Genomic DNA, 21,070 nt, shown 5'->3' with positions numbered 1-21,070 from the left:
GCCGTGCCCGCGCGTCTTGTGTCGCTTCAACTTTTAACTTTCAACTTTCAACTGATTCAGGCGTACTGCTTGGCCAGGTTACGGCCCAGTTGCATCATGTGCACCTGATCCGGACCGTCCGCCAGCCGCAGGGTACGCGCGTAGGCGAAGAAACCGGCCAGCGGCGTATCCTGGCTGAGACCCACGGCGCCGTGGATCTGGATTGCCCGGTCGATCACGCTGATGGCCATGTTCGGCGCCACGATCTTGATCATGGCGATCAGTTCCTTGGCTTCCTTGTTGCCGTGCCGATCCATCATGTCCGCCGCCTTGAGGGTGAGCAAGCGGGCCTGTTCGATTTCACAGTAGCTCTTGGCGATGTCCTCGCGTACCGAACCCTGCTTGATCATCGGCTGGCCGAACACCACCCGCTCGTTGACGCGCTTGCACATCAGCTCCAGGGAGCGCTGCGCGGCGCCGATCAGACGCATGCAGTGGTGGATGCGGCCCGGCCCGAGGCGGCCCTGGGCGATCTCGAACCCCCGGCCCTCGCCAAGGATGATGTTTTCCTTGGGCACGCGCGCGTTCTCGAAGATCACCTCGGCGTGGCCTTCCGGCGCGTCCGGGGAACCGAGCACGAACATCGGGCGCTTGACGGTAACGCCGGGGGTGTTCACCGGCACCAGGATCTGGGATTGCTGCTCATGGCGGTTGGGGTTGTCCGGGTCGGTCTTGCCCATCACGATCATGATCTCGCAGCTCTTGCGCATGGCGCCGGAGATGTAGAACTTGCGGCCGTTGATCACGTAGTCGTCGCCGTCGCGTTTGATCGAGGTTTCGATGTTGGTGGCGTCGGAGGACGCCACTTCCGGCTCGGTCATGGCGAACGCGGAGCGGATCTTGCCTTCCAGCAGCGGCTTGAGCCATTGCTCCTGCTGCTGGGCGTTGCCGTACTTGGCCAGCACTTCCATGTTGCCGGTATCCGGCGCGGAGCAATTGAAGCACTCGGAAGCGATGTGGTGGCGCCCCATCTGTTCGGCCAGCGGCGCGTATTCCAGGTTGCTCAGGCCCGGGCTCCACTCACCGTGCTCCTTGGGCAGGAACAGATTCCACAGCCCCTTGGCGCGGGCTTTTTCCTTGAGCTCGTTAAGCACCGGCGGGGTTTCCCAGGGGCTCTTTTCCAACTGCTCGTGGTAGGTGTGCTCGGCGGGCACCACTTCATTGTCAATAAAGTCACGAACCTGGTTGATCAGGTCCTGGGTCTTTTCCGAGTATTGAAAATCCATCGTTCTCTCCCATGGGAACCCGTCGGGTTCCGGTCAGTAATTAGCTGTAGGTAATCGAGTCGCTGCGATCTTCCCGGTCCAGGTGCGGCACCTGATTGAACACCGACAAGCGGTAGACGTTTTTATTGAAGAAGCCCTGGGTGACCCCGGTATTGCGGATCTGAAGATTCAGCTCCACCACGGTGTCATCGGCGGTGGCCAGCATGTGGCGCATCCACATGGCGATGGCGCCCCCGGAACTGACCACCAGCACCCGCCGGCGGTCCGCGTACCGGTCCTGGATGTGCGCCATGGCGGCGGCCACCCGATCGTGGAAGCCGCGCCAGCTTTCCGGCAGGGCCCCTTCCAGACCGTCGGCCTGCCAGTGCTGCATGGCGCGTTTGAGCACCCGGTAGAAGGCGGCGATGGGCGCGCCCTCCGGCGGCGCCTGATCCGGATGGGCACTGAGAAAGGCGTCCACCACGGAGTGGAAATCAAATTCATTGAGGCCCGGCTGCACGTCGGCGTCGAGCCCGGTACCGAGCCCTTCAAGAATGCCCTGCCCGGTTTCCACGTGACGCACCAGGTCGCCGGTGACCAGGGCATCGAAGCCCAGCCCCCGGTCGCGGTAATACTCACCCAGCCAGCGGGCCTGCTGGTGGCCCAGGGTGGACAGCTTGTCGTAGTTATCGGCGCCGAACGACGCCTGTCCGTGCCGGACCAGGAAAAACTCGGCCATGGGGTGCTTGTCCTCGCATTGGTGGAAACAGCCTAGAGCAGCCCCCCAAGTTAGTGAAATTGATATTTTGCATCCCTCGGAATAAATCCCATGCATAAAGCGGCCCCCACCGATCCGGCAGGCAATGCTTGCTTTATGAAATGAGATTCCGATATTTTCGTTGCTTTGCCACGGCGTGACTGGGAGAGAACAATGAGCAGCCTGGACCTGAAAAGCGGCTTCGTGAGCACCACCGAGCATGGCGCCCTGCTGGAAGTAACCCTGGACCGGCCCGACAAACTGAATGCCCTGAGCGCGGAAATGTACCGGGATTTGAGCCGCGCCGTGGATCATTTCCGCGACCGCGACGATCTCAATGCCTTGCTGCTGGACGCCAATGGGCGCGCCTTCACCGCCGGCAACGATATCGGCGATTTCCTCAACGCCGACCCGGAGGCACGCCGCAGCGGCGAGCTGAGCGACGCCATGCAACTGGTACACCGGCTGCTGGAACTGGACAAACCGGTGATCGCCGCGGTACACGGCAACGCCACCGGCATCGGCACCACCCTGCTGCTGCACTGCGATCTGGTGATCGCCGCCGACAGCGCCCGCTTCTACACCGCCTTCATCAACCTGGGACTGGTGCCCGAAGCCGGCTCCAGCCTGATCCTGCCGAACCGGCTGGGCCGCCAGAACGCCAACCGGCTGCTGCTCGCCGGCGACACCCTGGACGCCGACGAGGCCCTGCGCATGGGCCTGGTGGCCTACCGTTGCGGCGACGACGAACTGCGCGAGCAGGCCCTGGCGCTGGGCGCCCGGCTGGCCGCCAAACCGCCCCAGGCAATGCGCTACACCAAGCAGCTCACCCGCCACGGCGCCGACGCGGTGCGCGAGCAGATCAACAAGGAATCGGTGTTATTCGGCGAGCGCATGTTCAGCGACGAGACCCGGGCGATCTTCGACACTTTCTTGAACAAGAAAAAGTCCTGAACAAGAAATAAGCGCGACCGAGAACCGTGCCGTAGGAGCGGCTTCAGCCGCGATAGCCCGGCGGTCGACTCGCGCTGCGCCGCCTTATCGCGGCTGAAGCCGCTCCTACACTACCGAGGCGGTCAGCGCGCGGTCAGACCACGCAGGGCCACGGTGGTGACCTCTTCCACCAGGGCATCGAGCGCGCCGGGGCCGGTGTCGTAGCGCGGGTGGTACCAGCTGATCACCGAGTTGAGCGCGCCCAGCACCGGCTTGATCGCCAGCCGGGGCTCACTGGCGTGCAGGTCGCCCTCCTCGATGCCCTCGCACAGCACCTGCAGGAACACCTGCTCATAGCGCCGCCGGCGGTTCTGCAGCCGGGTCAGCTCACGGCGCTGGGCCTCGGTGGTGCTCACCCGCAGGTGCATCTGCACCCCTTCGGCCACGGCCCGCTGGAAATGCTGGGTCTCGATCAGGGTGGCCACGTGGCGGCGGGCCATGGCGTGCAGCCGCTCGGCCGCCGGGGCATCGCGCTTGAGCTCCGGATCGATGGCCTGCACCAGCGCGTCCATGCCGCGCTGGTGAATCTCGAAGAACAGCTCCGCCTTGGAGTCGAAGTAGTGGTAAACCATGCCCTTGGTGGCGCCGAGCCGGCGGGCAATATCGTCAATGCTGGTGGCCTTGAAGCCGCGCTCCATGAAGGCGCGTGCCGCCGCGTCCAGAATGGTGTCGCGGGGGCTGGCGTCCAGCTCGCCCCGGGGGTGTGCCATGGATGAAATCCTCTTGCCGGGCTCGCATTGGGGGGAATGTGCACCACTGTAGCAAAATCAGGGGCGCGGCATTGCCCGATTTTGGCACTTTCGCCCCGAAATCGGGAGTGTCGCCGACCATCGGGCTAGCCGCTTTTGCACACGGCATGGTCGATCATGACATTACTGCCGTTAACCATGCCGCTTTTCACTCTGGACGCCCTTTTATGGTGCCAACATACTCTGGGACCGACTTGCCTATAAATGAAAAGCTGTTTCGAAACAGCTCGGGAGGAAACAGATGTCGGATCTCGAACCGTTCCGCGCGGAAACCCGGGCCTGGCTGGAAGCCAACTGCCCGGAGGAAATGCGCCAACCCATGAAGAGCCAGTCCGAGCACTGCTGGGGCGGCCGTAAATGGGAATTTCAATCCGAGGCACAGAAGGTGTGGCTCGAACGCATGGCCGATAAAGGCTGGACCGCGCCCCAGTGGCCCAAGGAATACGGCGGCGGGGGCCTGACCCCGGAAGAGGCGGCGATCCTCGACGAGGAAATGAAGCGCATCAACGCGCGCACGCCGGTGAGCAACTTCGGTTTCTGGATGCTCGGGCCGGCACTGCTCAAGTTCGGCAGCGAGGAGCTCAAACGCCAGCACCTGCCGCCGATCTGCCGTGGCGAGATCCGCTGGTGCCAGGGCTACTCCGAACCCAACGCCGGCTCCGACCTGGCCAGCCTGCAGACCCGCGCCGAGGACAAGGGCGACCACTTCCTGGTCAACGGCCAGAAAATCTGGACCTCCTACGCGGACAAGGCCGACTGGATCTTCTGCCTGGTGCGTACCGACCCGAACGCGACCAAGCATAACGGCATCTCCTTCGTGCTGTTCGACATGGAAAGCGAAGGCGTCACCACCCGTCCCATCGAGCTGATTTCCGGCGAGTCACCGTTCTGCGAAACCTTCTTCGACGACGTCAAGGTGGACAAGGACCAGGTGGTCGGCGAGCTCAACCGGGGCTGGGACGTGGCCAAGTACCTGCTCACCCACGAACGTAACAACATCGGCGGCGAGCCGCCGGGCTTCCTCAAGGGCCGCGCCCTGGGCCCGCTGGCCGCGGAATACGTGGGCACCGAAAACGGCAAGCTGGCCGACACCGCCCTGCGCGCCGACATCGCCCGTCTGGAGATCGACCAGATCGCGTTCACGGCGCTGGTCGGAAAAATCCGCGCCGAGGCGGAAGCCGGCCAGGGCGTGGGCGCCCAGTCCGCGGTGCTCAAGTACTACGGCACCGAGCTCAACAAGCGCCGCTACGAAGTAATGATGGACGCGCTGGGCGCGGAAGGCCTGGAGTGGGACAGCGAGCGCACCATGGGTGGTCTGTACGCCCGCGAGTGGCTGCGCTCCAAGGGCAATTCCATCGAGGGCGGCACTTCCGAAGTGATGCTGGGGATTGTTTCCAAACGCCTGCTGGGCCTGCCGGACGCATAAGGAGTCGGACCAATGAAACTCAACGACGAACAACAGATGCTGCAGGACTCCGTGGCGCGGCTGATGGCCGACAAGGGCCCGGTGTCGCACCTGCGCCAACTGCGCGACGAGAACAACGAGAAAGGCTACGACGAGCCGCTCTGGCAGGCCATGGTGGAAGCCGGCCTGACCGGCATCCTGGTGCCCGAGGAACACGGCGGCATCGGCTTCGGTCTGGTGGGCGCCGGCCTGGTGGCCCGGGAAATCGGCCGCAACCTGTCGGTGACGCCGTTCCTGTCCAGCGCCGTGCTGGGCGCCGCCGCCCTTAGCGCCGGCGGCAGCGACGCCCAGAAGGCCGAGTGGCTGCCGGCCATCGCCGAGGGCCGCGCGATCACCGCCCTGGCCGTGGACGACGGTGCCAAGCACCGTCCCGAGGCGATCCAGGCCCGGGTGGAAAACGGCACCCTGAGCGGCGCCAAGCTGCTGGTGCTGGATGGCCACGTGGCGGACCTGCTGCTGGTGGCCGCGCAGGGCGATAACGGCGCCGGCCTTTACCTGGTGGACCCGAACGCCGGGGGCGTGACCATCGAGCGCACGCGCATGGCCGATGACCGCAACGCGGCGCGGGTGCGCTTTGACAACGCCCCCGCCGAAGCCATGGCGGACGGCGCCGCCGCCCTGGACGCGGCGCTGCGCGCCGGACGCGCGGTGCTGGCCGCGGAGCTGTCCGGGCTGGCCTTGGAAGTGTTCGAGCGCACCCTGGCCTACCTCAAGGAGCGCAAGCAGTTCGGTCGTCTGATCGGCACCTTCCAGGCACTGCAGCACCGCGCCGCCCTGCTCAGTGGCGAGGTCGCCATGAGCGAGGCGCTGGCGATGCAGGCCCTGGACGCCTGCGACCGGGGCGCCGAGGACGCCGACCAGCTGGTGCTGGCCGCCAAGTCCAAGGCCGCCAAGGTGGCCCTGCTGGCCGGTCAGGAAGGCGTTCAGATGCACGGTGGCATCGGCATGACCGATGAATTCGACATCGGTTTCTTCCTCAAGCGCGCGCGCGCCGGCGGCGAAACCCTGGGCGACGCCAACTACTGCGCCGACCGCTTCGCCGCCCTGCGCGGTTACTGAAGTTAAGGAGAGCACGACAATGTCCAACAACACGCTCAACGTCGAACAACTGCAAGCCAAGGTCGGTCAGGACCTGGGCACCTCCCGCTGGTTCCCGGTGGATCAAAGCCGCATTGATGCGTTCGCCGATCTCACCGAGGACCCGCAGTGGATTCATGTGGACCCGGAACGGGCCGCCAAGGAAACACCGTTCGGTGGTACCATCGCCCACGGCTTCCTGAGCCTGTCCCTGCTGTCCGCCATGGCCATGGACGTGGTGCCCTCCATCGAAGGCACCGTGATGGGCATCAACTACGGCTTCGACAAGGTTCGCTTTCTGAACCCGGTACGTTCCGGCTCCCAGGTACGCGGTCATTTCAAGCTGGCCAGCGTGGAACCGCGTGGTGACAATCAGTTGCTGATCCGCTACGCCATCAGCGTCGAGATCGACGGCGTGGAAAAGCCGGCCATCGCCTGCGAATGGCTGAGCCTGATTATTCTCGGCTGATTTTGTCACCGTAGGCGCGGCTACATTTAGGAGAAATGCATGAGTATTAATTTCGAAGGCCGGGTGGCCATCGTCACCGGCGCGGCCAACGGCCTGGGCCGGTCCCACGCCCTGGAACTGGCCCGCCTGGGCGCCAAGGTGGTGGTCAATGACTTCGGCGGCGCCCGCGACGGCAGCGGCGGGTCCAGCGAGGCCGCCGAGAAGGTGGTCGCGGAAATCACCGCCGCCGGCGGCGAGGCAATCGCCAATGGCGCCGACGTTTCCAGCGAGGAACAGGTGTCGGCCATGGTCCAGCAGACCCTGGACCAGTGGGGCCGCGTCGATATTCTGGTCAACAACGCCGGCATTCTGCGCGACAAGAGCTTCGCCAAGATGGACATGAGCGACTGGGACAAGGTGGTGGCCGTGCACCTGACCGGCTCCGCCATCTGTACCCGGGCGGTGTGGCCGGTAATGCGCGAGCAAGGTTATGGCCGCGTGATCATGACCACCTCCACCTCAGGTCTGTACGGCAACTTCGGCCAGGCCAACTACGGCGCCGCCAAGATGGGCGTGGCCGGGTTGATGAACACCCTGTGCCTGGAAGGCGAGAAATACGACATCAAGGTCAACTGCGTGGCGCCCACCGCCGCCACCCGCATGACCGAGGATCTGATGCCCAAGGAAGTACTGGCACTGCTGGAACCGTCGGAAATCACCCCGGCGGTGCTGTTCCTGGCCAGCGACCAGGCGCCCAACCGCCGCATCGTGCTGGCCGGCGCCGGCTGCTACGCCATGGTGCGTCTGATGGAAAGCGACGGCATCTATCTGGAAGAAGGCGAACGCACGCCGGACGCCATCGCCGCGCGCTTCGAGGAGCTCGGCGACATGAGCAACGCCCGCGAGATGCAGAATGGCGGCGAGCATGTCTCCAAGATTCTGACCAAGGCCGCCCACGCCAAGGGCATCAAGCTGGGCTGACGGTGACGTCCGCCCCACCCTTTTCAACGACATTCAAACAACGAGGCCCATCATGAGAGAAGCCGTAATCGTTTCCACCGCCCGTACCCCGATCGGCAAGGCCTATCGCGGTGCCTTCAACGACACCCAGGCCCAGGAGTTGGGTGGCCATGTGATCAAGCACGCCGTGCAACGCGCCGGCATCGACCCGGAGAGCATCCAGGACGTAATCATGGGCGCCGCCATGCAGCAGGGCTCCACCGGCGGCAACGTGGCCCGTCAGTGCGCGCTGCGCGCCGGTCTGCCGACCTCCGTGGCCGGCATGACCATGGACCGTCAGTGCGCCTCCGGCCTGATGGCCATCGCCACCGCCGCCAAGGAAATCATGGTGGATAACATGGACGTGGCCGTGGCCGGCGGCCTGGAGTCCATCTCACTGGTGCAGAACGACAAGATGAACACCTTCCGCGCCCGTGATCCGTGGCTGGTGGAGCACCGCCCGGACATCTACATGAGCATGCTGGAAACCGCCGAGATCGTGGCCGACCGCTACAACGTATCCCGCGATGCCCAGGACGAGTACGCGTTCCAATCCCAGATGCGCACCGCCCAGGCCCAGCAGGACGGCAAGTTCGACGACGAGATCGTGCCGCTGACCACCAGCATGAAGGTGATGAACAAGGAGACCAAGGAAATTTCCGACCGGGAAGTGACCCTCTCCAAGGACGAAGGCAACCGTCCGGAAACCACCCTGGAAGGGCTGCAGAGCCTGAAGCCGGTGTTCAAGGACGGCATGTCCGTGCCGGAAGGCAAGTTCATCACCGCCGGCAACGCCTCCCAGCTTTCCGACGGCGCCAGCGCCTGCGTGCTGATGGAAGCCAAGGAAGCCGAGCGTCTCGGCCTGGCCCCGCTGGGCGCCTACCGTGGCATGGCCGTGGCCGGTTGCGATCCCGACGAAATGGGTATCGGCCCGGTGTTCGCGGTGCCGAAACTGCTCAAGCGCTTTGGCCTGACCGTCGACGACATCGGCCTGTGGGAACTCAACGAGGCGTTCGCCAGCCAGTGTCTGTACAGCCGTGATACGCTCGGCATCGACCCGGACAAGTACAACGTCAACGGCGGCGCCATCTCCATTGGCCACCCGTACGGCATGTCCGGCGCGCGCATGACCGGCCACGCGCTGATCGAAGGCAAGCGTCGCGGCGTTAAATACGTGGTGGTGACCATGTGCGTGGGTGGCGGCATCGGCGCCGCCGGCCTGTTCGAAGTATTCTAAACGCTTCATCGAATCGCCGGGCCCGTCCCTTTCCGGGCCCGGCAACGCTTTGCCGCGTCAGCAGGCCGGTGTGTCCCCAAAACACACCGGCCATTATCGTGGTGACGATCGCGTCAACCGACGCCCCTTCCCAAGAATCATCACCGCACGAGGGCCGCTGACGCGGCCTTTTTATTATTCTCGATTCAGACGCGATCCCAGGCTGGGGGCTCACGCCCCTCGCAGATCTCGATCAGGCCGGCGGCCATGAAACGGGCCATGCGTTTCTTCACCGCTTCAAAGTCGTCGGACCGGCACAGCCCGCCGGACAGTTTGTCGATACGACCAGTACGCGCCAGGGTCAGCACCAGGGCACCGGTGACGAAATGATAACCCCAGAAAATGTCTTCCTCCGTGGCGTCCGGCAGCGCCTTCCTGAGCAGGTCGATGAGACGCAGCACCACCGGATCAAAGTGCTTGTCCATCATCTCCGCGCCCCACTCCGGGGTGTTCGCCACCTGGGCGGCGAACGCGGCGTAGTTGCGCCAGCCCTCGCCGCCCTGAATGTAGGTATCCAGGTCGGTATCCAGATAGGCGTGCAGCGCCCCCTCCACGGTGGGCGCGCCGTCGCAGGAACGCTCATAGTCGTCCAGGGCGGTCATGCGCCGGCTGCTGGTCTCCACCGCCCGGCGCGCGAACACGGCGTCGAAAAGCTGCTTTTTGTCATCGAAGTAATAGTTGATCAGCGTGTGATGCACGTCGATGCGTCTGGCCACATCCTTCAGCGTCACGCCATGCAGGCCATGCTGGGAGAACAGGTACTCCGCCGCGTCCAGAATCCGCTCGGTCATCTCGGCGCGGCGCTCGGCCCGGCTCGGCCCCTTGCGCCGCGCACCGCTGGCCGCCTTGCCGGCGGGCTTTTCTCGGGCTGTCATCGTTGTTAAGACTCGTCGGGTCGGCGCGAAACCGGTCAAGCTTGGCCAAATTCCGCGCGCAGGCGTTTTTTGTCGATTTTTCCCGTACCGGCCAGTGGCATGCGGTCCACGCGCACCACCGCGTCGGGCAGCCACCATGAAGCCACGCGGTCGCGCATGGCGTCCAGTATTTCTCGATCCTCGATGGTTTGCGCGGGCTTGGTTTCGATAACAAGCACCGGCCGTTCCCCCCAGCGTCCATCACGGCGACCGATCACCGCCGCCTGTGCCACCGCCGGGAGCGCGCCGGCGATGGCCTCCAGCTCCGCCGGGTTGATCCATTCGCCGCCGGACTTTATCAGGTCCTTGGCGCGGCCGGTAATGGTCAGCCGGCCCTGCTCGTCGATGCGCGCCAGGTCGCCGGTGGCGAACCAGCCGCGCTCGTCCAGAGCACCGTGTCGCTGGCCAAGATAACGCTCCACCACGGCGGCGCCACGCACTCGGAGGTGCCCTTCAACGTTGCGCTGCTCGGGCAGCGGTGTGCCTTGCTCATCGGTCAGCAACAGATCCATGCCAACCGCCACCCGGCCCGCCGACGCGGCATCGCGCCGTGGCTCGGCGGCGGGCGTGATGGTGCCCAGGGGGGAAAGTTCGGTCATTCCCCAACTGGTCTGCACACTGACGCCCAGACGCTGCTCGAGCCGTGCCATCAGCGTCGCCGACATGGGCGCGCCGCCAACCAGAATGCGTTTCAAGGATGGCAGTTCACCGCCCTGCGCTTCCAGATGCTCAAGCAGGCCGAGCCAGACGGTGGGCACGCCGGCGGCCAGGGTGACGTTCTCCGTGGCGATCAGGCGCGCCAGGCTGGCGCCATCCAGGTGGCGGCCCGGAAACACCAGGTCGGCGCCCGCGGCCGGCGCCGCGAATGGCAATCCCCAGGCGTTGGCGTGAAACATGGGCACCGCCGCCAGCACCCGGTCACCGAAACCGAGGCCGAGCACATCCGCCTGCAGCAACCGCAGGGTCTGCAGGTAAATGGAACGGTGATCATAGAGCACCCCCTTGGGATCACCGGTGGTGCCGGAAGTGAAGCACAGCCCGGAAGCACTGTGTTCATCGAAATCGCCCCAGCTTACCGCCGTATCGTCCAGGTCTTCCAAGGCCGACTCCAGGGCCGGCGGCTCGCCGTCTCCATCGATCACGAACAGCTCGGTCAGGGCCGGCGCCAGGGCGGCGATGCGCTGGCCCAGCGGTGCCAGATCGGCGCTGACGATCAGTACGCGGGCGCCGGACTGACGCGCCATGGCGGCACTCTGGCTGTCGGTGAGACGGGGATTGAGGGTATGGCAGACCGCGCCCATTCCCATGATGCCGTACCAGGCTTCCAGGTGGGCGCGGCTGTTCCAGGCCAGCGTCGCCACCCGGTCACCGACACCGATACCGAGACCGGCCAGCAACGCCGAGATCCGGCGGGCGCGGCGCCGCAGCACCAGATAACCGGTTTGCTCCACCCCGCCATCGTCCAGCGCGCCGCTGACACCGGCATGCGGGTGCCATTTAGCGGCATGGTCGAGAAATTTATTCAGGGTCAGCGTGTAACGCTGCATCGCGCCGTCCGTCATGGTGCCTCCGATGTCGCGCTCGACCGCGGCGGCGCCGCGATGCCGATGTTCCAGTTCCAGGGGGTATCGCCGGCGCGCCGCCGGCGACGTACCAGTTCGTCATGCAGCGCGAAACGGCCCGGCATGGGATCGACCACCGGGGTTGGCGCCGCGCCAATATGCAGCCAGCGGCCACGGGGATGTTCGCCATGGGCCGGCCAGCGGGGCTGGTCCACGGCGGCGGGCTGCCCGTCGCGCACAAACGCCGCCCAGTAATCCCCCAGCGCCCGCGACAGCCGGCGTTCATCGTCATTGTCGGGAATGCGCGGCCACAGCGGGGTGGTACGCGCGGCGGTGCCGAACACATAGGGAATCTCGGCGGCATGAAAACCGTGTAAGCCACGTTCGTTGGCGGCGGGGTAACCGTGGTCGAACAGATACAGCCAGGCGTCCTGGCCGCGTGCCGTACGCGCTCTCACCAGGTACTCGGCGGTCCAGCCGTACAAAGCGTCACGCAGCGCCGCCAGGCGCGCCTCCTCGCCATCGCCGATGGGATAGATGCGCAGGAAGGTATCGGCCAGGTCGCCATAGCCATCCCGTATGGCGCGCTCGCCGACGGCGTTGTCGGCGGGCGCTGGCGGCAACAGGAAACGCAACGAACGCACCTCGCCACTGTTGAAGCCGGCCAGCAGCGGCACCGGCGCCTGCTCGCCACGGTCGAACACGTCCAGCGGCTGACGCGGCAGCCAGTGACCGTCCACATTGCCCAGCGGCATATAGCCGGCGTCCGCCGCCGCCTGGACCAGCTCGGCGGCATCCCGGGCACGCAGGTCCGCGATCCGCCGCGCGCCCAGCGCGTGGGCAAGCCGTTCGCCGATTTCCTCGGCGGGCATCTCACCGCATTCCCGGTGAGCCAGGGCCGGATGGGAAATCAGGTAGGCACTCTGCGCGATGGCCCGCTGGAACAGGCCCCGCGCCGGCGGCGACGCCAGCAGATACAGGACGCTGAGCGCGCCGGCGGATTCGCCGGCCACGGTGACCCGGTCCGGGTCACCGCCGAACCCGGCGATGTTTTCGCGCACCCAACGCAGCGCCGCGATCTGGTCGAGCAGGCCATAGTTGCCGGATACGCCGTGCTCGGATTCGGCGCTGAGCGCCGGGTGGGCCAGATAACCAAGCACCGCCAGCCGGTAGTTGAGGGTCACCACCACCAGACCACGGCGCGCCAGGGCGGCGCCGTCCAGCATGGGTTCGGCGCCACCGCCGGTATTCAGCGAGCCACCATGAATGTAGACCAGCACCGGCGCGCCCCGCGCGTTCGCCGGGGCCCAGATGTTGAGCGTCAGGCAATCCTCATTCAGCCCCGGCAGCGCCGGCGCGTAAAGACTGCCCGGCCGCGACGCCGGCTGCGGACAGGCCGGACCGAAGCGAGTGGCGTCGCGCACGCCGGACCAGGGCGGCATGGGTTGTGGTGGCCGCCAGCGGTACGCGCCCACCGGCGGGCGCGCGTAGGGTATCCCCTTGAAGATATTCAGATCCCGCTGGCGGCGCCCCCGTAGCGTCCCGGCGGAAACCCGTGCCATCGCGTCACCCATTCCACCGCCCCCGCCGTTCATACTTCCAGCCATTCGCCACGCACAGTCTGATCGCCACGCAGCGCCGCCGGCGTGCCTTCGAACACGATGCGCCCGTGGCCCATCACCAACACCCGGTGGGAGATGTCCATGGCAATGGAGAGCTTCTGTTCGACCAGCAGGATCGACACGCCGGCCGCGGCGATCTCGGCGATCAACTCCCCGATCTGCTTGACGATCAACGGCGCCAGCCCCTCGGTGGGTTCGTCGATCATGATCAGCGCCGGGTCGCCCATCAGAGTGCGGCTGATGGTGAGCATCTGTTTCTCGCCGCCGGACAAGACACCGGCCGGGGCATCCGCGCGCCGCGCCAGATTGGGAAACATGTCGAGGAACTGCGGTACCTTCCATTTACCCGGCCTGCGGGTGTTCTTGACGCCCAGCTCCAGGTTCTCCCGCACCGTCAGGGTCGGGAACACATCCCGACTTTCGGGCACGTAGCCCAATCCCTTGCGGGCGATGCGATGGTTGGGCAGCCCGGCGATCTGCTCACCGCGAAAGCGGATCGAACCCCGCGGCGGGACTTCGCCCATGATCGCCTTGACGGTGGTGGAGCGGCCCACGCCATTGCGGCCGAGCAGCGATACCACCTCCCCTTCGCCGATGGAAAGATCGACACCGTTGAGAATATGACTCTTGCCGTAGTAGGCGTGCAGGTCCTTGACTTCCAGCATCACGCCGCCTCCTCGCCCAGGTAGGCTTCCTTGACCCGTGGATCGTTACGGATCGCGTCCGGCGTGCCGGTGGCGATGATCTCGCCGTACACCAGCACCGAGATACGATCCGCCAGTTCAAACACCACCCCCATGTCGTGCTCGACGATCATCAGGGTGCGCCCCTCCGCGATACGACGGATCAGCGACACCGCCTGGGTGGTTTCGGTGTTGCTCATGCCGGCGGTGGGTTCATCCAGCAGCACCACGTCGGCGTCCCCGGCGATGGTCATGCCGATTTCCAAAGCACGCTGACTGGCATAGGGCAAGGCGCCGGCGGGGCTGTCGCGAAGCGCCGTCAGGCCGATCATCTCCAACACTTCCTCGGCACGACGGTTGGCCCGCTTCACCGACCCGGCCGGGCGCCAGAAGGCATAGCCCGCCCCGCTTTGCTTGAAGCAGGCGCACCGGAGATTTTCAAACACCGACAAATTTCCGAACACGTTGCTGACCTGAAAGGAACGGGCCAGACCACGCTGCTGAATTTTTTCCGGCGCCAGACCATCGATACGCCGGCCGTGCAGACTCACCTGGCCCGCGCTCGGCGCGAACGCACCGGACACCAGATTGAAGAACGTGGATTTACCGGCCCCGTTGGGACCGATCACGGCATGCACTTCACCACGGGCCACGGTCAGATCGACACCACGGATCACCTCGGCGGGACCAAAACTTTTCTTCAGCCCAAGAATGTTCAATGCTTCGCTCATGCGCGTGCCTCCCGATATCGTCCGCTGACGCGCGCCACGCCATAGCCGGCGGCGAACAGCGTGATAATGCCCAACCACACCAGCGGCGAGGCCGGGTCCGGTTCCAGACCGAGCAGCCGCGCCAGCTTGTCGCGGCCATGGCTGATCTGATAAACCAGTTCGATGGTGCTCACCAGCCCGAGGGCGATCAGCAGCACCGCCAGGGCTCCGCCCAGCCAACCCGGCAGGTGCGCGCCCAGGTCGCCGCGCCGCCAGGCCAGACGCACCTGTTCGATGCCGCCGCCCAGCCCGCCGGGGGCGAACATCACCACCGCCAGGAACACCAGCCCCACGTACAATATCGAGGCGTCGGTGTAGTCACTGAGCAGGGAGTTCATCACCGTGACCAGGATGGCGCCGACCATCGGTCCGTAGAACACGGCCAGACCACCCACCGCGGCCATCAGCAGGGCCAGGCCCGAGGTCAGCAGGCCCAGGGATTCCGGGGTGACGATTTCGTAGTTCACCGCCGCCATGCCGCCGCCGAGCCCGGCGAAGCCGCCCGCGGCGATGAACACCAGGAACCGCAGGTTGCGTGGCGGGTAGCCGATGAACTGCAGCCGGTCGGCGTTATCGCGTACCGCGTTGGACATGCGCCCCAGGGGCGTGCGGGTAAACGCCCACATGGCGAACACCGCCACCAGGGTCCAGAACGCCATGAACCAGTACACGTCGGCGGGCTGGGCCAGCTCCAGGCCAAACCACACCGGGCCCACCATGCGGTTGCTGAACACGCCCGCCTCGCCGCCGAACACGGTGGGGAACATTTGCGAGCCGGCGGCGACCAGCTCACCCAGGCCGAGGGTAATCATGGCGAAGGCGGTGCCGGCGCGCCGGCAGAACGGCCAGCCCACCACCAGCGCCGCCAGAGCGCCGCATGCGAAGCCGACCAGCGGCAGCAGATAGACCGGGAAAAACGCCCAGAAACCGTGGCCGTCGTAACCGGCCTCGCCGATCAGATTCATGGCATGGATCGCCCCATAGGCACCCAACCCGAAAAATACCGCATGGCCAAAGGACAGCATGCCGCCCTGACCCAGCAACATGTTGTAGGACAGCGCGAAAACGATGTTGATGGCGACCACGTTGATGATGCTGAACGTGCCGTTACCGGCCACCACCAGAGGCAGGGTCACCAGTACCAGCGCACTGATCGCCCAGGGCGCCACCGGGCGCCACCAGGAAAGCGATTCATTCATGGTTCAAGCTCCCCCATCAGGCCACGCGGGCGGAAAATCAGAATCAGTACCAACAGAATGAAGGGCGTCATCGGCGCGATCGACGCCAGGGTGATGCCGGTAACCTCGCCATAGGGGTCCACGGCGAAACCCAGCCCGTTGAGCAAATCACCGATCGACACATCCAGGGCCACGAAGAAGGTCTGCACCAGGCCGATCAGCAGTGAAGCGTAGAAAGCCCCCAACAGGGACCCCATGCCGCCGACCACCACCACCACGAACACCACCGGGCCCAACGACTGCGCCATGCCCGGCTCGGTGCTCAGCAGCGGGCCGCCGATCACGCCGGCCAGGGCCGCCAGCCCGCAGCCGAACGCGAACACGCCCATGAACAAACGCGGCACGTTATGGCCAAGGTGGCCGACCATGGCGCCGTGCGTCAGCGCCGCGCGGATCATCAGGCCGACCCGGGTTTTCTTGAGCAGGAACCAGAGCGCCACGAACATCAGGATGGCGATCATCATGGTCACGCCCCGATAGATGGAGTAGTCGGTGCCAAACAGACTGAACAGCGGCGCGCGCAGGGCTTCCGGCGCGCTGTAGGACACCGGGATCGAACCCCACAGCAGGTGCACGGTTTCGTCGATCACATAGGCCAGCCCGAAGGTGAACAGCAGCTCCGCCACATGACCATTCTCATGCACGCGCCGCAGGCCGAAGCGTTCCACCACGGCGCCGAGCACCGCCACCAGCAGCGGCGCCAGGAACAGCGCCGGCCAGAACCCGATATGCAGCCCCAGCGCATAGGCGAAGTAGGCGCCGAGCATGTAAAAACTGGCGTGGGCGAAATTCAGTACGCCCATCATCGAGAAAATCAGCGTCAAACCACTGGACAGCATGAACAGAAGCAGCCCATAGAGCAGCCCGTTAAGCGTGGAAAAGACGATTACTTCGAGCATCAAACGACTCCCGGGACGGCGGTGTGCCGCCGCCCCTTTTAAATCGCGGAATAAAAGCGCGCGTAAGAATCGAACCGGAAGAAGGCGGGATCAGTCCGGGCGGCGCATGCGACAGGTGGTGGGCAGGGTCGCCTGATCCGCATCGAAACGCGCCACCTGATGGAAGTTGTAGTCGGTTCCTTCGGCGCCGTACTTCATGTTGTCCTTGAGCACGGACAGGTACAGCGGCATTTGCAACTGATGATCGGCGGCGCGCATGGTCAGATGGCCGCCGGCGGCGTCGTATTCCAGGCCTTCCAGCGTCTTCGCCACCGCCAGTGGATCGACGCTGCCCGCCTCGTCACCGGCCTTTTTCATCATTTCCAGCATCGCCGCCACGCGCGGGTAGTAATCCCAGCCTTTCTCCTTGTAGAGACTGACCTGACGCTCGGCGATCTCCGGATCGGTGAAATCGCCGTGATATTCGGCGATCAGGTAGACCCGGTCCACGCCCTTGTCACCCACCTGGGTGATGGTGCCCGGGGTGCTGCCGTAATAGGTCAGGAAGGGGACATCCACGCCGTACTCGGCGGCGGACTTGATCAGAAGGTTGATGTCCTGGCCCCAGTTGCCGGTGATCACCACATCCGCGCCGGACGATTTGATCTTGGAAATATAAGGCGAGAAATCCTTCACCTTGCCCAGCGGATGGAAGGTGTTGCCGACGATCTCGATGTCCGGACGTTTCTTCTTGAGCATGCGCATGGCGGACTCGGACACGGTATGGCCGAAGCTGTAATCCTGGTTGATCAGGAATACTTTCTTCACGTCCGGATTGTCGGCGATCCAATCCGTGAGCATGTTCATTTTCATGTCCACGTGGGAATCGAAGCGGAAATGCCAGAAGGAACAGCGTTCGTTGGTGAACGACGGCTCGATGGCCGCGTAGTTCAGATACAGAACCCGGTCATCCGGATTGCGCTGATTGTGTTTGTTGATCGCGCTCAGCAGCGCGGAACCCACCGAGGAACCGTTGCCCTGAATGATGTAGCGGATGCCGTCGTCAATCGCCTTTTGCAACTGCACCAGGCTTTCCTGGGGATTGATCTTGTTGTCATACCCGACGATCTCGATCGGATGACCGTCCATGCCGCCGTCCCGGTTGAGACGCTCGGCGGTGAACTGAAGCTGGGCCAATGCCGGCTGGCCCACCACCGACATCGGGCCGGTCAGGGGATCGATCAGCGCAAAGCGTACCGGCTCCGCGTCCGCCGCCCGGGCCAGGCCCGACAGCAGAACCAGGGAAACGGCGAACAGCTTGAGGAAGGGTCTCACCATGGTGCTCTCCAACGTTGTTATTTTATCGCTCGAACGGAACGAAACGGCGACGCCGAGCGGCGCTCACTTCATTCACTCACGCGAGAGATAATAAAAGGCAGTCGACGAAGCTGTCCATACAGGCCTCCCATACCCGCTGGAAGATCATCATCATTGCTTTGAAAACAACAACTTGGAGAATGCCATGACGTCGTGCGGCCATGGCGCGCGCGTCACGATCCGATTCACGCCGGCCCGATGCGGGGGCCAATGGTTACCATAGGTAACACCCCCGCTCAAAAACGACGCACCAAAAAAAAGCCCGCCGAAGCGGGCCAGCCCATTGACGATGGAACACAAACAACACGCGGTCAGACTTCCAGCCACTCCTTACGGGTGGCTTCATCCTCGCGCAATTCCTCGGGGGTACCTTCAAAGACGATCTGGCCGTGGCCCATCACCAGCACCCGGTGGGAAATATCCATGGCGATGGAAAGCTTCTGCTCCACCAACAGAATCGACACACCGGCCTTGGCGATCTCCGAAATCAGCTCGCCGATCTGCTTGACGATCAGTGGCGCCAGCCCCTCGGTGGGCTCGTCGATCATGATCAGCTCCGGATCGCCCATCAGCGTGCGGCTGATGGTCAGCATCTGTTTCTCGCCACCGGACAGCACGCCGGCCGGCGAATCCGCCCGGCGTGCCAGGTTGGGGAACATATCCAGGAACTGTTCCACCTTCCATTTGCCCGGCTTGCGGGTGTTCTTGATGCCCAGCTCCAGGTTCTGACGCACCGTCAGGGTCGGGAAAATATCCCGGTCCTCGGGCACGTAGCCGAGCCCGCGCCGGGCGATCCGGTGATTGGGCATCCCGGCGATTTCCTCGCCACGGAAACGAATCGAGCCCTGCGGCGGGACCTCGCCCATGATCGATTTCACCGTGGTGGAGCGGCCCACGCCGTTGCGGCCCAACAGGGCCACTACTTCCCCTTCCTGCATGGAGAAATTGACGCCATTGAGAATATGGCTCTTGCCGTAGTAGGCGTGCAGGTCGTTGACTTCCAGCATCATGCCGCCTCCTCCCCGAGATAGGCTTCCTTGACCCGCGGATCGTTGCGGATCTCCTCCGGCGTGCCGGTAGCGATGATCTTGCCGTACACCAGCACCGAGATACGGTCGGCCAGCTCGAACACCACGCCCATGTCGTGTTCCACGATCATCAGGGTGCGGCCCTCGGCGACCTGCCGGATCAGGTTGATGGCCTGGGTGGTCTCGGTGTTGCTCATGCCCGCGGTGGGCTCATCGAGCAGTACCACGTCGGCGCCGCAGGCGATGGTCATGCCGATTTCCAGCGCCCGCTGACTGGCGTAGGGCAACGCGCCCGCCGGCACATCACGCAGCGCCTGCAGACCGATCATATCCAGTACTTCCTCGGCGCGCTGGTTGGCCGCGCGCACCTTGGCCGCCGAACGCCAGAACACATAGCCGGCGCCGCTTTGCTTGAAGCAGGCGCAGCGAATGTTCTCGAACACCGACAGGTTGCCGAACACATTGGAGACCTGGAACGAGCGCGACAGGCCCCGTTGCTGGATTTTCTCCGGCGTGAGGCCGTCAATGCGCTCCCCCTTCAGGTAGATCTCGCCCCCGCTGGGCGCGAACGCCCCGGACAGCAGGTTGAAGAAGGTGGACTTGCCGGCCCCGTTGGGGCCGATCACCGCGTGAACTTCATTCTCCGCCACGTCCAGATCGACGCCGCAGATCACTTCCGCGGGGCCAAAGCTCTTGGTCAGCCCCTTGATGGACAGTGCGCTCATGCCTGATCCTCCCGCAGCTTGTTGGTGGCGCGCTTGATCACCGCGCCCAGAACCACCAGCACCGCGGCGGTGAGCCAGCCCCACAGCGCGGCGGCGTCGAATTCCATGCCCAGTACCTGAGCGAATTCATCGTCACCGTGGGTGGCCTGGAACAGCATCTCCACCAGCACCACCATGCCGACGATGATCAGCCCCACCGCCAACGCGCCGGACAACCAGCCCGGCAAGCGCCGAGCCAGGTCACCTTCGCGCCAGGCAACCCGCACCTGCTCGATGCCGCCGCCCAGACCGCGCGGCGCGAACATCACGATGGACAGGAACACCAGGCCCACATAAAGAATCGAGGCGTCGGTGTAGTCACTGAGCATGGAGTTCATCAGGGTCACCACGATGGCGCCCATGATCGGGCCGTAGAACACGCCCAGCCCGCCCACGGCCGCCATCAGCAGCGCCAGGCCGGAGGGGATCAGCCCCAGGGCCTCGGGGGTGATGATTTCATAGTTGACCGCCGCCATGCCGCCGGCCAGGCCACCGAAGGAACCGGAGGCGATGAAGATCATGAAACGGATATTGCGCGGCGGGTAGCCGATGAATTGCAGACGATCCGGGTTGTCGCGCACCGCATTGGACATGCGCCCCAAGGGCGTGCGGGTAAAAGCCCACATGGCGAACACCGCCACGAAGGTCCAGAACGCCATGAACCAGTACACATCGTCGGACTGCGCCAGTTCCAGGCCGAACCACTGCGGCCCGACCATGCGGTTACCGTAAATACCAGCTTCGCCGCCGAACAGGGACGGGAACATCTGCCCCGCCGCCGCCACCATTTCGCCCAGACCCAGAGTGATCATGGCGAAGGCGGTACCGGCGCGCCGGCAGAACGGCCAGCCCAGCACCAGGGCCACCAGGCCGCCGGCGATCATGCCGATCACCGGCATGCCCACCACCGGTACGTGGGCCCAGAAGCCCTCGCCGGCGTAGGAGGCGTCGTCGATGGCGATCATCGCGTGCATGGCCGCGTAGCTGCCCAGGCCGAAGAACACGGCGTGGCCAAAGGACAACATGCCCCCCTGGCCGAGCAGCATGTTGTAGGACAACGCGAAGACAATGTTGATGCCAATCACGTTGAGAAGCGTAAAGGCGGTGCTGTTGCCCTGAAAAACCACCGGCAGCAACAGCAGCACCGCGGCGAACACCACCCAGGGGACCAGGCCACGCAGGGAGGTGCGGGATTTTGAAGGTTGCATGGGAACGGACATATCCTG

General features: G+C 64.8%; 20 protein-coding genes. 6 read left to right on the top strand and 14 right to left on the bottom strand.

Features of this window, described 5'->3' with window-relative positions; all coding sequences use genetic code 11:
- Window positions 1–56: 56 nt before the first annotated feature.
- Together ACLD02_RS07965 and ACLD02_RS07960 are read right to left on the bottom strand one after the other, a co-directional pair.
- Window positions 57–1,265 (bottom strand): acyl-CoA dehydrogenase family protein, encoded by a 1,209-nt coding sequence (locus ACLD02_RS07965; protein ID WP_203100589.1) that lies wholly within the window; start codon window positions 1,263–1,265, stop codon window positions 57–59.
- Window positions 1,266–1,305: 40 nt separating this feature from the next.
- Window positions 1,306–1,983 carry a histidine phosphatase family protein gene (locus ACLD02_RS07960; RefSeq protein WP_203100588.1) on the bottom strand — a complete coding sequence of 226 codons (678 nt, stop codon included), beginning with the start codon at window positions 1,981–1,983 and terminating at the stop codon, window positions 1,306–1,308.
- 192 nt (window positions 1,984–2,175) lie between these two features.
- Here ACLD02_RS07960 and ACLD02_RS07955 point away from each other — a divergent pair, with 192 nt between their 5' ends.
- Window positions 2,176–2,955: an enoyl-CoA hydratase/isomerase family protein gene (locus ACLD02_RS07955; protein WP_203100586.1), complete on the top strand. Its 780-nt coding sequence runs from the start codon at window positions 2,176–2,178 to the stop codon at window positions 2,953–2,955.
- Window positions 2,956–3,077: 122 nt separating this feature from the next.
- Here the strand turns inward: ACLD02_RS07955 and ACLD02_RS07950 are convergent, their stop codons facing one another.
- Window positions 3,078–3,704, bottom strand: a complete 627-nt coding sequence (locus ACLD02_RS07950; RefSeq protein ID WP_203100584.1) for a TetR/AcrR family transcriptional regulator — start codon at window positions 3,702–3,704, stop codon at window positions 3,078–3,080.
- 280 nt (window positions 3,705–3,984) lie between these two features.
- On the opposite strand from ACLD02_RS07950, the gene ACLD02_RS07945 reads away from it, so the two are divergent.
- Genes ACLD02_RS07945 through ACLD02_RS07925 form a run of 5 tightly spaced genes read left to right on the top strand, consistent with a single transcriptional unit; the run spans window position 3,985 to window position 8,969 of the window.
- Window positions 3,985–5,169, top strand: a complete 1,185-nt coding sequence (locus ACLD02_RS07945; protein WP_203100582.1) for an acyl-CoA dehydrogenase family protein — start codon at window positions 3,985–3,987, stop codon at window positions 5,167–5,169.
- A 12-nt stretch (window positions 5,170–5,181) separates the two neighbouring features.
- Window positions 5,182–6,267, top strand: a complete 1,086-nt coding sequence (locus ACLD02_RS07940) for an acyl-CoA dehydrogenase family protein (RefSeq protein WP_203100580.1) — start codon at window positions 5,182–5,184, stop codon at window positions 6,265–6,267.
- 19 nt (window positions 6,268–6,286) lie between these two features.
- Window positions 6,287–6,754: a MaoC family dehydratase gene (locus tag ACLD02_RS07935; RefSeq protein ID WP_203100578.1), complete on the top strand. Its 468-nt coding sequence runs from the start codon at window positions 6,287–6,289 to the stop codon at window positions 6,752–6,754.
- 39 nt (window positions 6,755–6,793) lie between these two features.
- Window positions 6,794–7,714: an SDR family oxidoreductase gene (locus tag ACLD02_RS07930; protein WP_203100576.1), complete on the top strand. Its 921-nt coding sequence runs from the start codon at window positions 6,794–6,796 to the stop codon at window positions 7,712–7,714.
- A gap of 52 nt (window positions 7,715–7,766) precedes the next feature.
- Window positions 7,767–8,969, top strand: a complete 1,203-nt coding sequence (locus tag ACLD02_RS07925) for an acetyl-CoA C-acyltransferase (protein WP_203100574.1) — start codon at window positions 7,767–7,769, stop codon at window positions 8,967–8,969.
- A 185-nt stretch (window positions 8,970–9,154) separates the two neighbouring features.
- Here ACLD02_RS07925 and ACLD02_RS07920 read toward each other — a convergent pair whose 3' ends face one another.
- The 11 genes from ACLD02_RS07920 to ACLD02_RS07870 all read right to left on the bottom strand — a co-directional run bounded on the left by ACLD02_RS07920 (window position 9,155) and on the right by ACLD02_RS07870 (window position 21,052).
- Window positions 9,155–9,883, bottom strand: a complete 729-nt coding sequence (locus ACLD02_RS07920) for a TetR/AcrR family transcriptional regulator (protein WP_194296615.1) — start codon at window positions 9,881–9,883, stop codon at window positions 9,155–9,157.
- A gap of 35 nt (window positions 9,884–9,918) precedes the next feature.
- Window positions 9,919–11,484 carry an AMP-binding protein gene (locus tag ACLD02_RS07915; protein ID WP_203100572.1) on the bottom strand — a complete coding sequence of 522 codons (1,566 nt, stop codon included), beginning with the start codon at window positions 11,482–11,484 and terminating at the stop codon, window positions 9,919–9,921.
- On the bottom strand, window positions 11,481–13,058 hold the full coding sequence (locus ACLD02_RS07910) for a carboxylesterase/lipase family protein (RefSeq protein ID WP_410298385.1): 1,578 nt from the start codon (window positions 13,056–13,058) through the stop codon (window positions 11,481–11,483). The genes ACLD02_RS07915 and ACLD02_RS07910 overlap by 4 nt, the downstream gene beginning before the upstream one ends.
- Window positions 13,059–13,075: 17 nt before the next feature.
- Window positions 13,076–13,771: an ABC transporter ATP-binding protein gene (locus ACLD02_RS07905; RefSeq protein WP_194296618.1), complete on the bottom strand. Its 696-nt coding sequence runs from the start codon at window positions 13,769–13,771 to the stop codon at window positions 13,076–13,078.
- Entirely contained in the window at window positions 13,771–14,520 is a 750-nt protein-coding gene (locus ACLD02_RS07900) for an ABC transporter ATP-binding protein (RefSeq protein WP_410298383.1), read from the bottom strand. Before ACLD02_RS07900 ends, ACLD02_RS07905 begins: the two co-directional genes overlap by 1 nt.
- On the bottom strand, window positions 14,517–15,758 hold the full coding sequence (locus tag ACLD02_RS07895) for a branched-chain amino acid ABC transporter permease (protein ID WP_203100566.1): 1,242 nt from the start codon (window positions 15,756–15,758) through the stop codon (window positions 14,517–14,519). Before ACLD02_RS07895 ends, ACLD02_RS07900 begins: the two co-directional genes overlap by 4 nt.
- Window positions 15,755–16,696, bottom strand: coding sequence for a branched-chain amino acid ABC transporter permease (locus ACLD02_RS07890; protein ID WP_203100564.1), 942 nt, complete (start codon window positions 16,694–16,696; stop codon window positions 15,755–15,757). Before ACLD02_RS07890 ends, ACLD02_RS07895 begins: the two co-directional genes overlap by 4 nt.
- Before the next feature lie 90 nt (window positions 16,697–16,786).
- The gene (locus ACLD02_RS07885; RefSeq protein WP_203100563.1) at window positions 16,787–18,013 is read right to left on the bottom strand and encodes a branched-chain amino acid ABC transporter substrate-binding protein; all 1,227 of its coding nucleotides are present in this window, start codon (window positions 18,011–18,013) and stop codon (window positions 16,787–16,789) included.
- Between the two features lie 350 nt (window positions 18,014–18,363).
- Window positions 18,364–19,062 carry an ABC transporter ATP-binding protein gene (locus ACLD02_RS07880; RefSeq protein WP_203100561.1) on the bottom strand — a complete coding sequence of 233 codons (699 nt, stop codon included), beginning with the start codon at window positions 19,060–19,062 and terminating at the stop codon, window positions 18,364–18,366.
- The gene (locus tag ACLD02_RS07875; protein WP_203100559.1) at window positions 19,059–19,805 is read right to left on the bottom strand and encodes an ABC transporter ATP-binding protein; all 747 of its coding nucleotides are present in this window, start codon (window positions 19,803–19,805) and stop codon (window positions 19,059–19,061) included. The genes ACLD02_RS07880 and ACLD02_RS07875 overlap by 4 nt, the downstream gene beginning before the upstream one ends.
- Window positions 19,802–21,052: a branched-chain amino acid ABC transporter permease gene (locus tag ACLD02_RS07870; RefSeq protein WP_238400801.1), complete on the bottom strand. Its 1,251-nt coding sequence runs from the start codon at window positions 21,050–21,052 to the stop codon at window positions 19,802–19,804. Before ACLD02_RS07870 ends, ACLD02_RS07875 begins: the two co-directional genes overlap by 4 nt.
- Between the last annotated feature and the right edge of the window lie 18 nt (window positions 21,053–21,070).

The sequence above is a fragment of the Alloalcanivorax sp. C16-2 genome, assembly GCF_046507615.1.
Lineage (GTDB): Bacteria > Pseudomonadota > Gammaproteobacteria > Pseudomonadales > Alcanivoracaceae > Alloalcanivorax > Alloalcanivorax marinus_A.
This window is presented reverse-complemented; position numbering and strand designations above follow the sequence as displayed.

Coding starts and splice junctions, on each gene's coding strand:
- ACLD02_RS07920 (WP_194296615.1), bottom strand. CDS start 9,883: ATGACAGCCCGAGAAAAGCCCGCCGGCAAGGCGGCCAGCGGTGCGCGG.
- ACLD02_RS07925 (WP_203100574.1), top strand. CDS start 7,767: ATGAGAGAAGCCGTAATCGTTTCCACCGCCCGTACCCCGATCGGCAAG.
- ACLD02_RS07885 (WP_203100563.1), bottom strand. CDS start 18,013: ATGGTGAGACCCTTCCTCAAGCTGTTCGCCGTTTCCCTGGTTCTGCTG.
- ACLD02_RS07960 (WP_203100588.1), bottom strand. CDS start 1,983: ATGGCCGAGTTTTTCCTGGTCCGGCACGGACAGGCGTCGTTCGGCGCC.
- ACLD02_RS07900 (WP_410298383.1), bottom strand. CDS start 14,520: ATGAGCGAAGCATTGAACATTCTTGGGCTGAAGAAAAGTTTTGGTCCC.
- ACLD02_RS07880 (WP_203100561.1), bottom strand. CDS start 19,062: ATGATGCTGGAAGTCAACGACCTGCACGCCTACTACGGCAAGAGCCAT.
- ACLD02_RS07955 (WP_203100586.1), top strand. CDS start 2,176: ATGAGCAGCCTGGACCTGAAAAGCGGCTTCGTGAGCACCACCGAGCAT.
- ACLD02_RS07905 (WP_194296618.1), bottom strand. CDS start 13,771: ATGCTGGAAGTCAAGGACCTGCACGCCTACTACGGCAAGAGTCATATT.
- ACLD02_RS07875 (WP_203100559.1), bottom strand. CDS start 19,805: ATGAGCGCACTGTCCATCAAGGGGCTGACCAAGAGCTTTGGCCCCGCG.
- ACLD02_RS07930 (WP_203100576.1), top strand. CDS start 6,794: ATGAGTATTAATTTCGAAGGCCGGGTGGCCATCGTCACCGGCGCGGCC.
- ACLD02_RS07940 (WP_203100580.1), top strand. CDS start 5,182: ATGAAACTCAACGACGAACAACAGATGCTGCAGGACTCCGTGGCGCGG.
- ACLD02_RS07915 (WP_203100572.1), bottom strand. CDS start 11,484: ATGACGGACGGCGCGATGCAGCGTTACACGCTGACCCTGAATAAATTT.
- ACLD02_RS07870 (WP_238400801.1), bottom strand. CDS start 21,052: ATGCAACCTTCAAAATCCCGCACCTCCCTGCGTGGCCTGGTCCCCTGG.
- ACLD02_RS07910 (WP_410298385.1), bottom strand. CDS start 13,058: ATGGGTGACGCGATGGCACGGGTTTCCGCCGGGACGCTACGGGGGCGC.
- ACLD02_RS07895 (WP_203100566.1), bottom strand. CDS start 15,758: ATGAATGAATCGCTTTCCTGGTGGCGCCCGGTGGCGCCCTGGGCGATC.
- ACLD02_RS07950 (WP_203100584.1), bottom strand. CDS start 3,704: ATGGCACACCCCCGGGGCGAGCTGGACGCCAGCCCCCGCGACACCATT.
- ACLD02_RS07965 (WP_203100589.1), bottom strand. CDS start 1,265: ATGGATTTTCAATACTCGGAAAAGACCCAGGACCTGATCAACCAGGTT.
- ACLD02_RS07890 (WP_203100564.1), bottom strand. CDS start 16,696: ATGCTCGAAGTAATCGTCTTTTCCACGCTTAACGGGCTGCTCTATGGG.
- ACLD02_RS07945 (WP_203100582.1), top strand. CDS start 3,985: ATGTCGGATCTCGAACCGTTCCGCGCGGAAACCCGGGCCTGGCTGGAA.
- ACLD02_RS07935 (WP_203100578.1), top strand. CDS start 6,287: ATGTCCAACAACACGCTCAACGTCGAACAACTGCAAGCCAAGGTCGGT.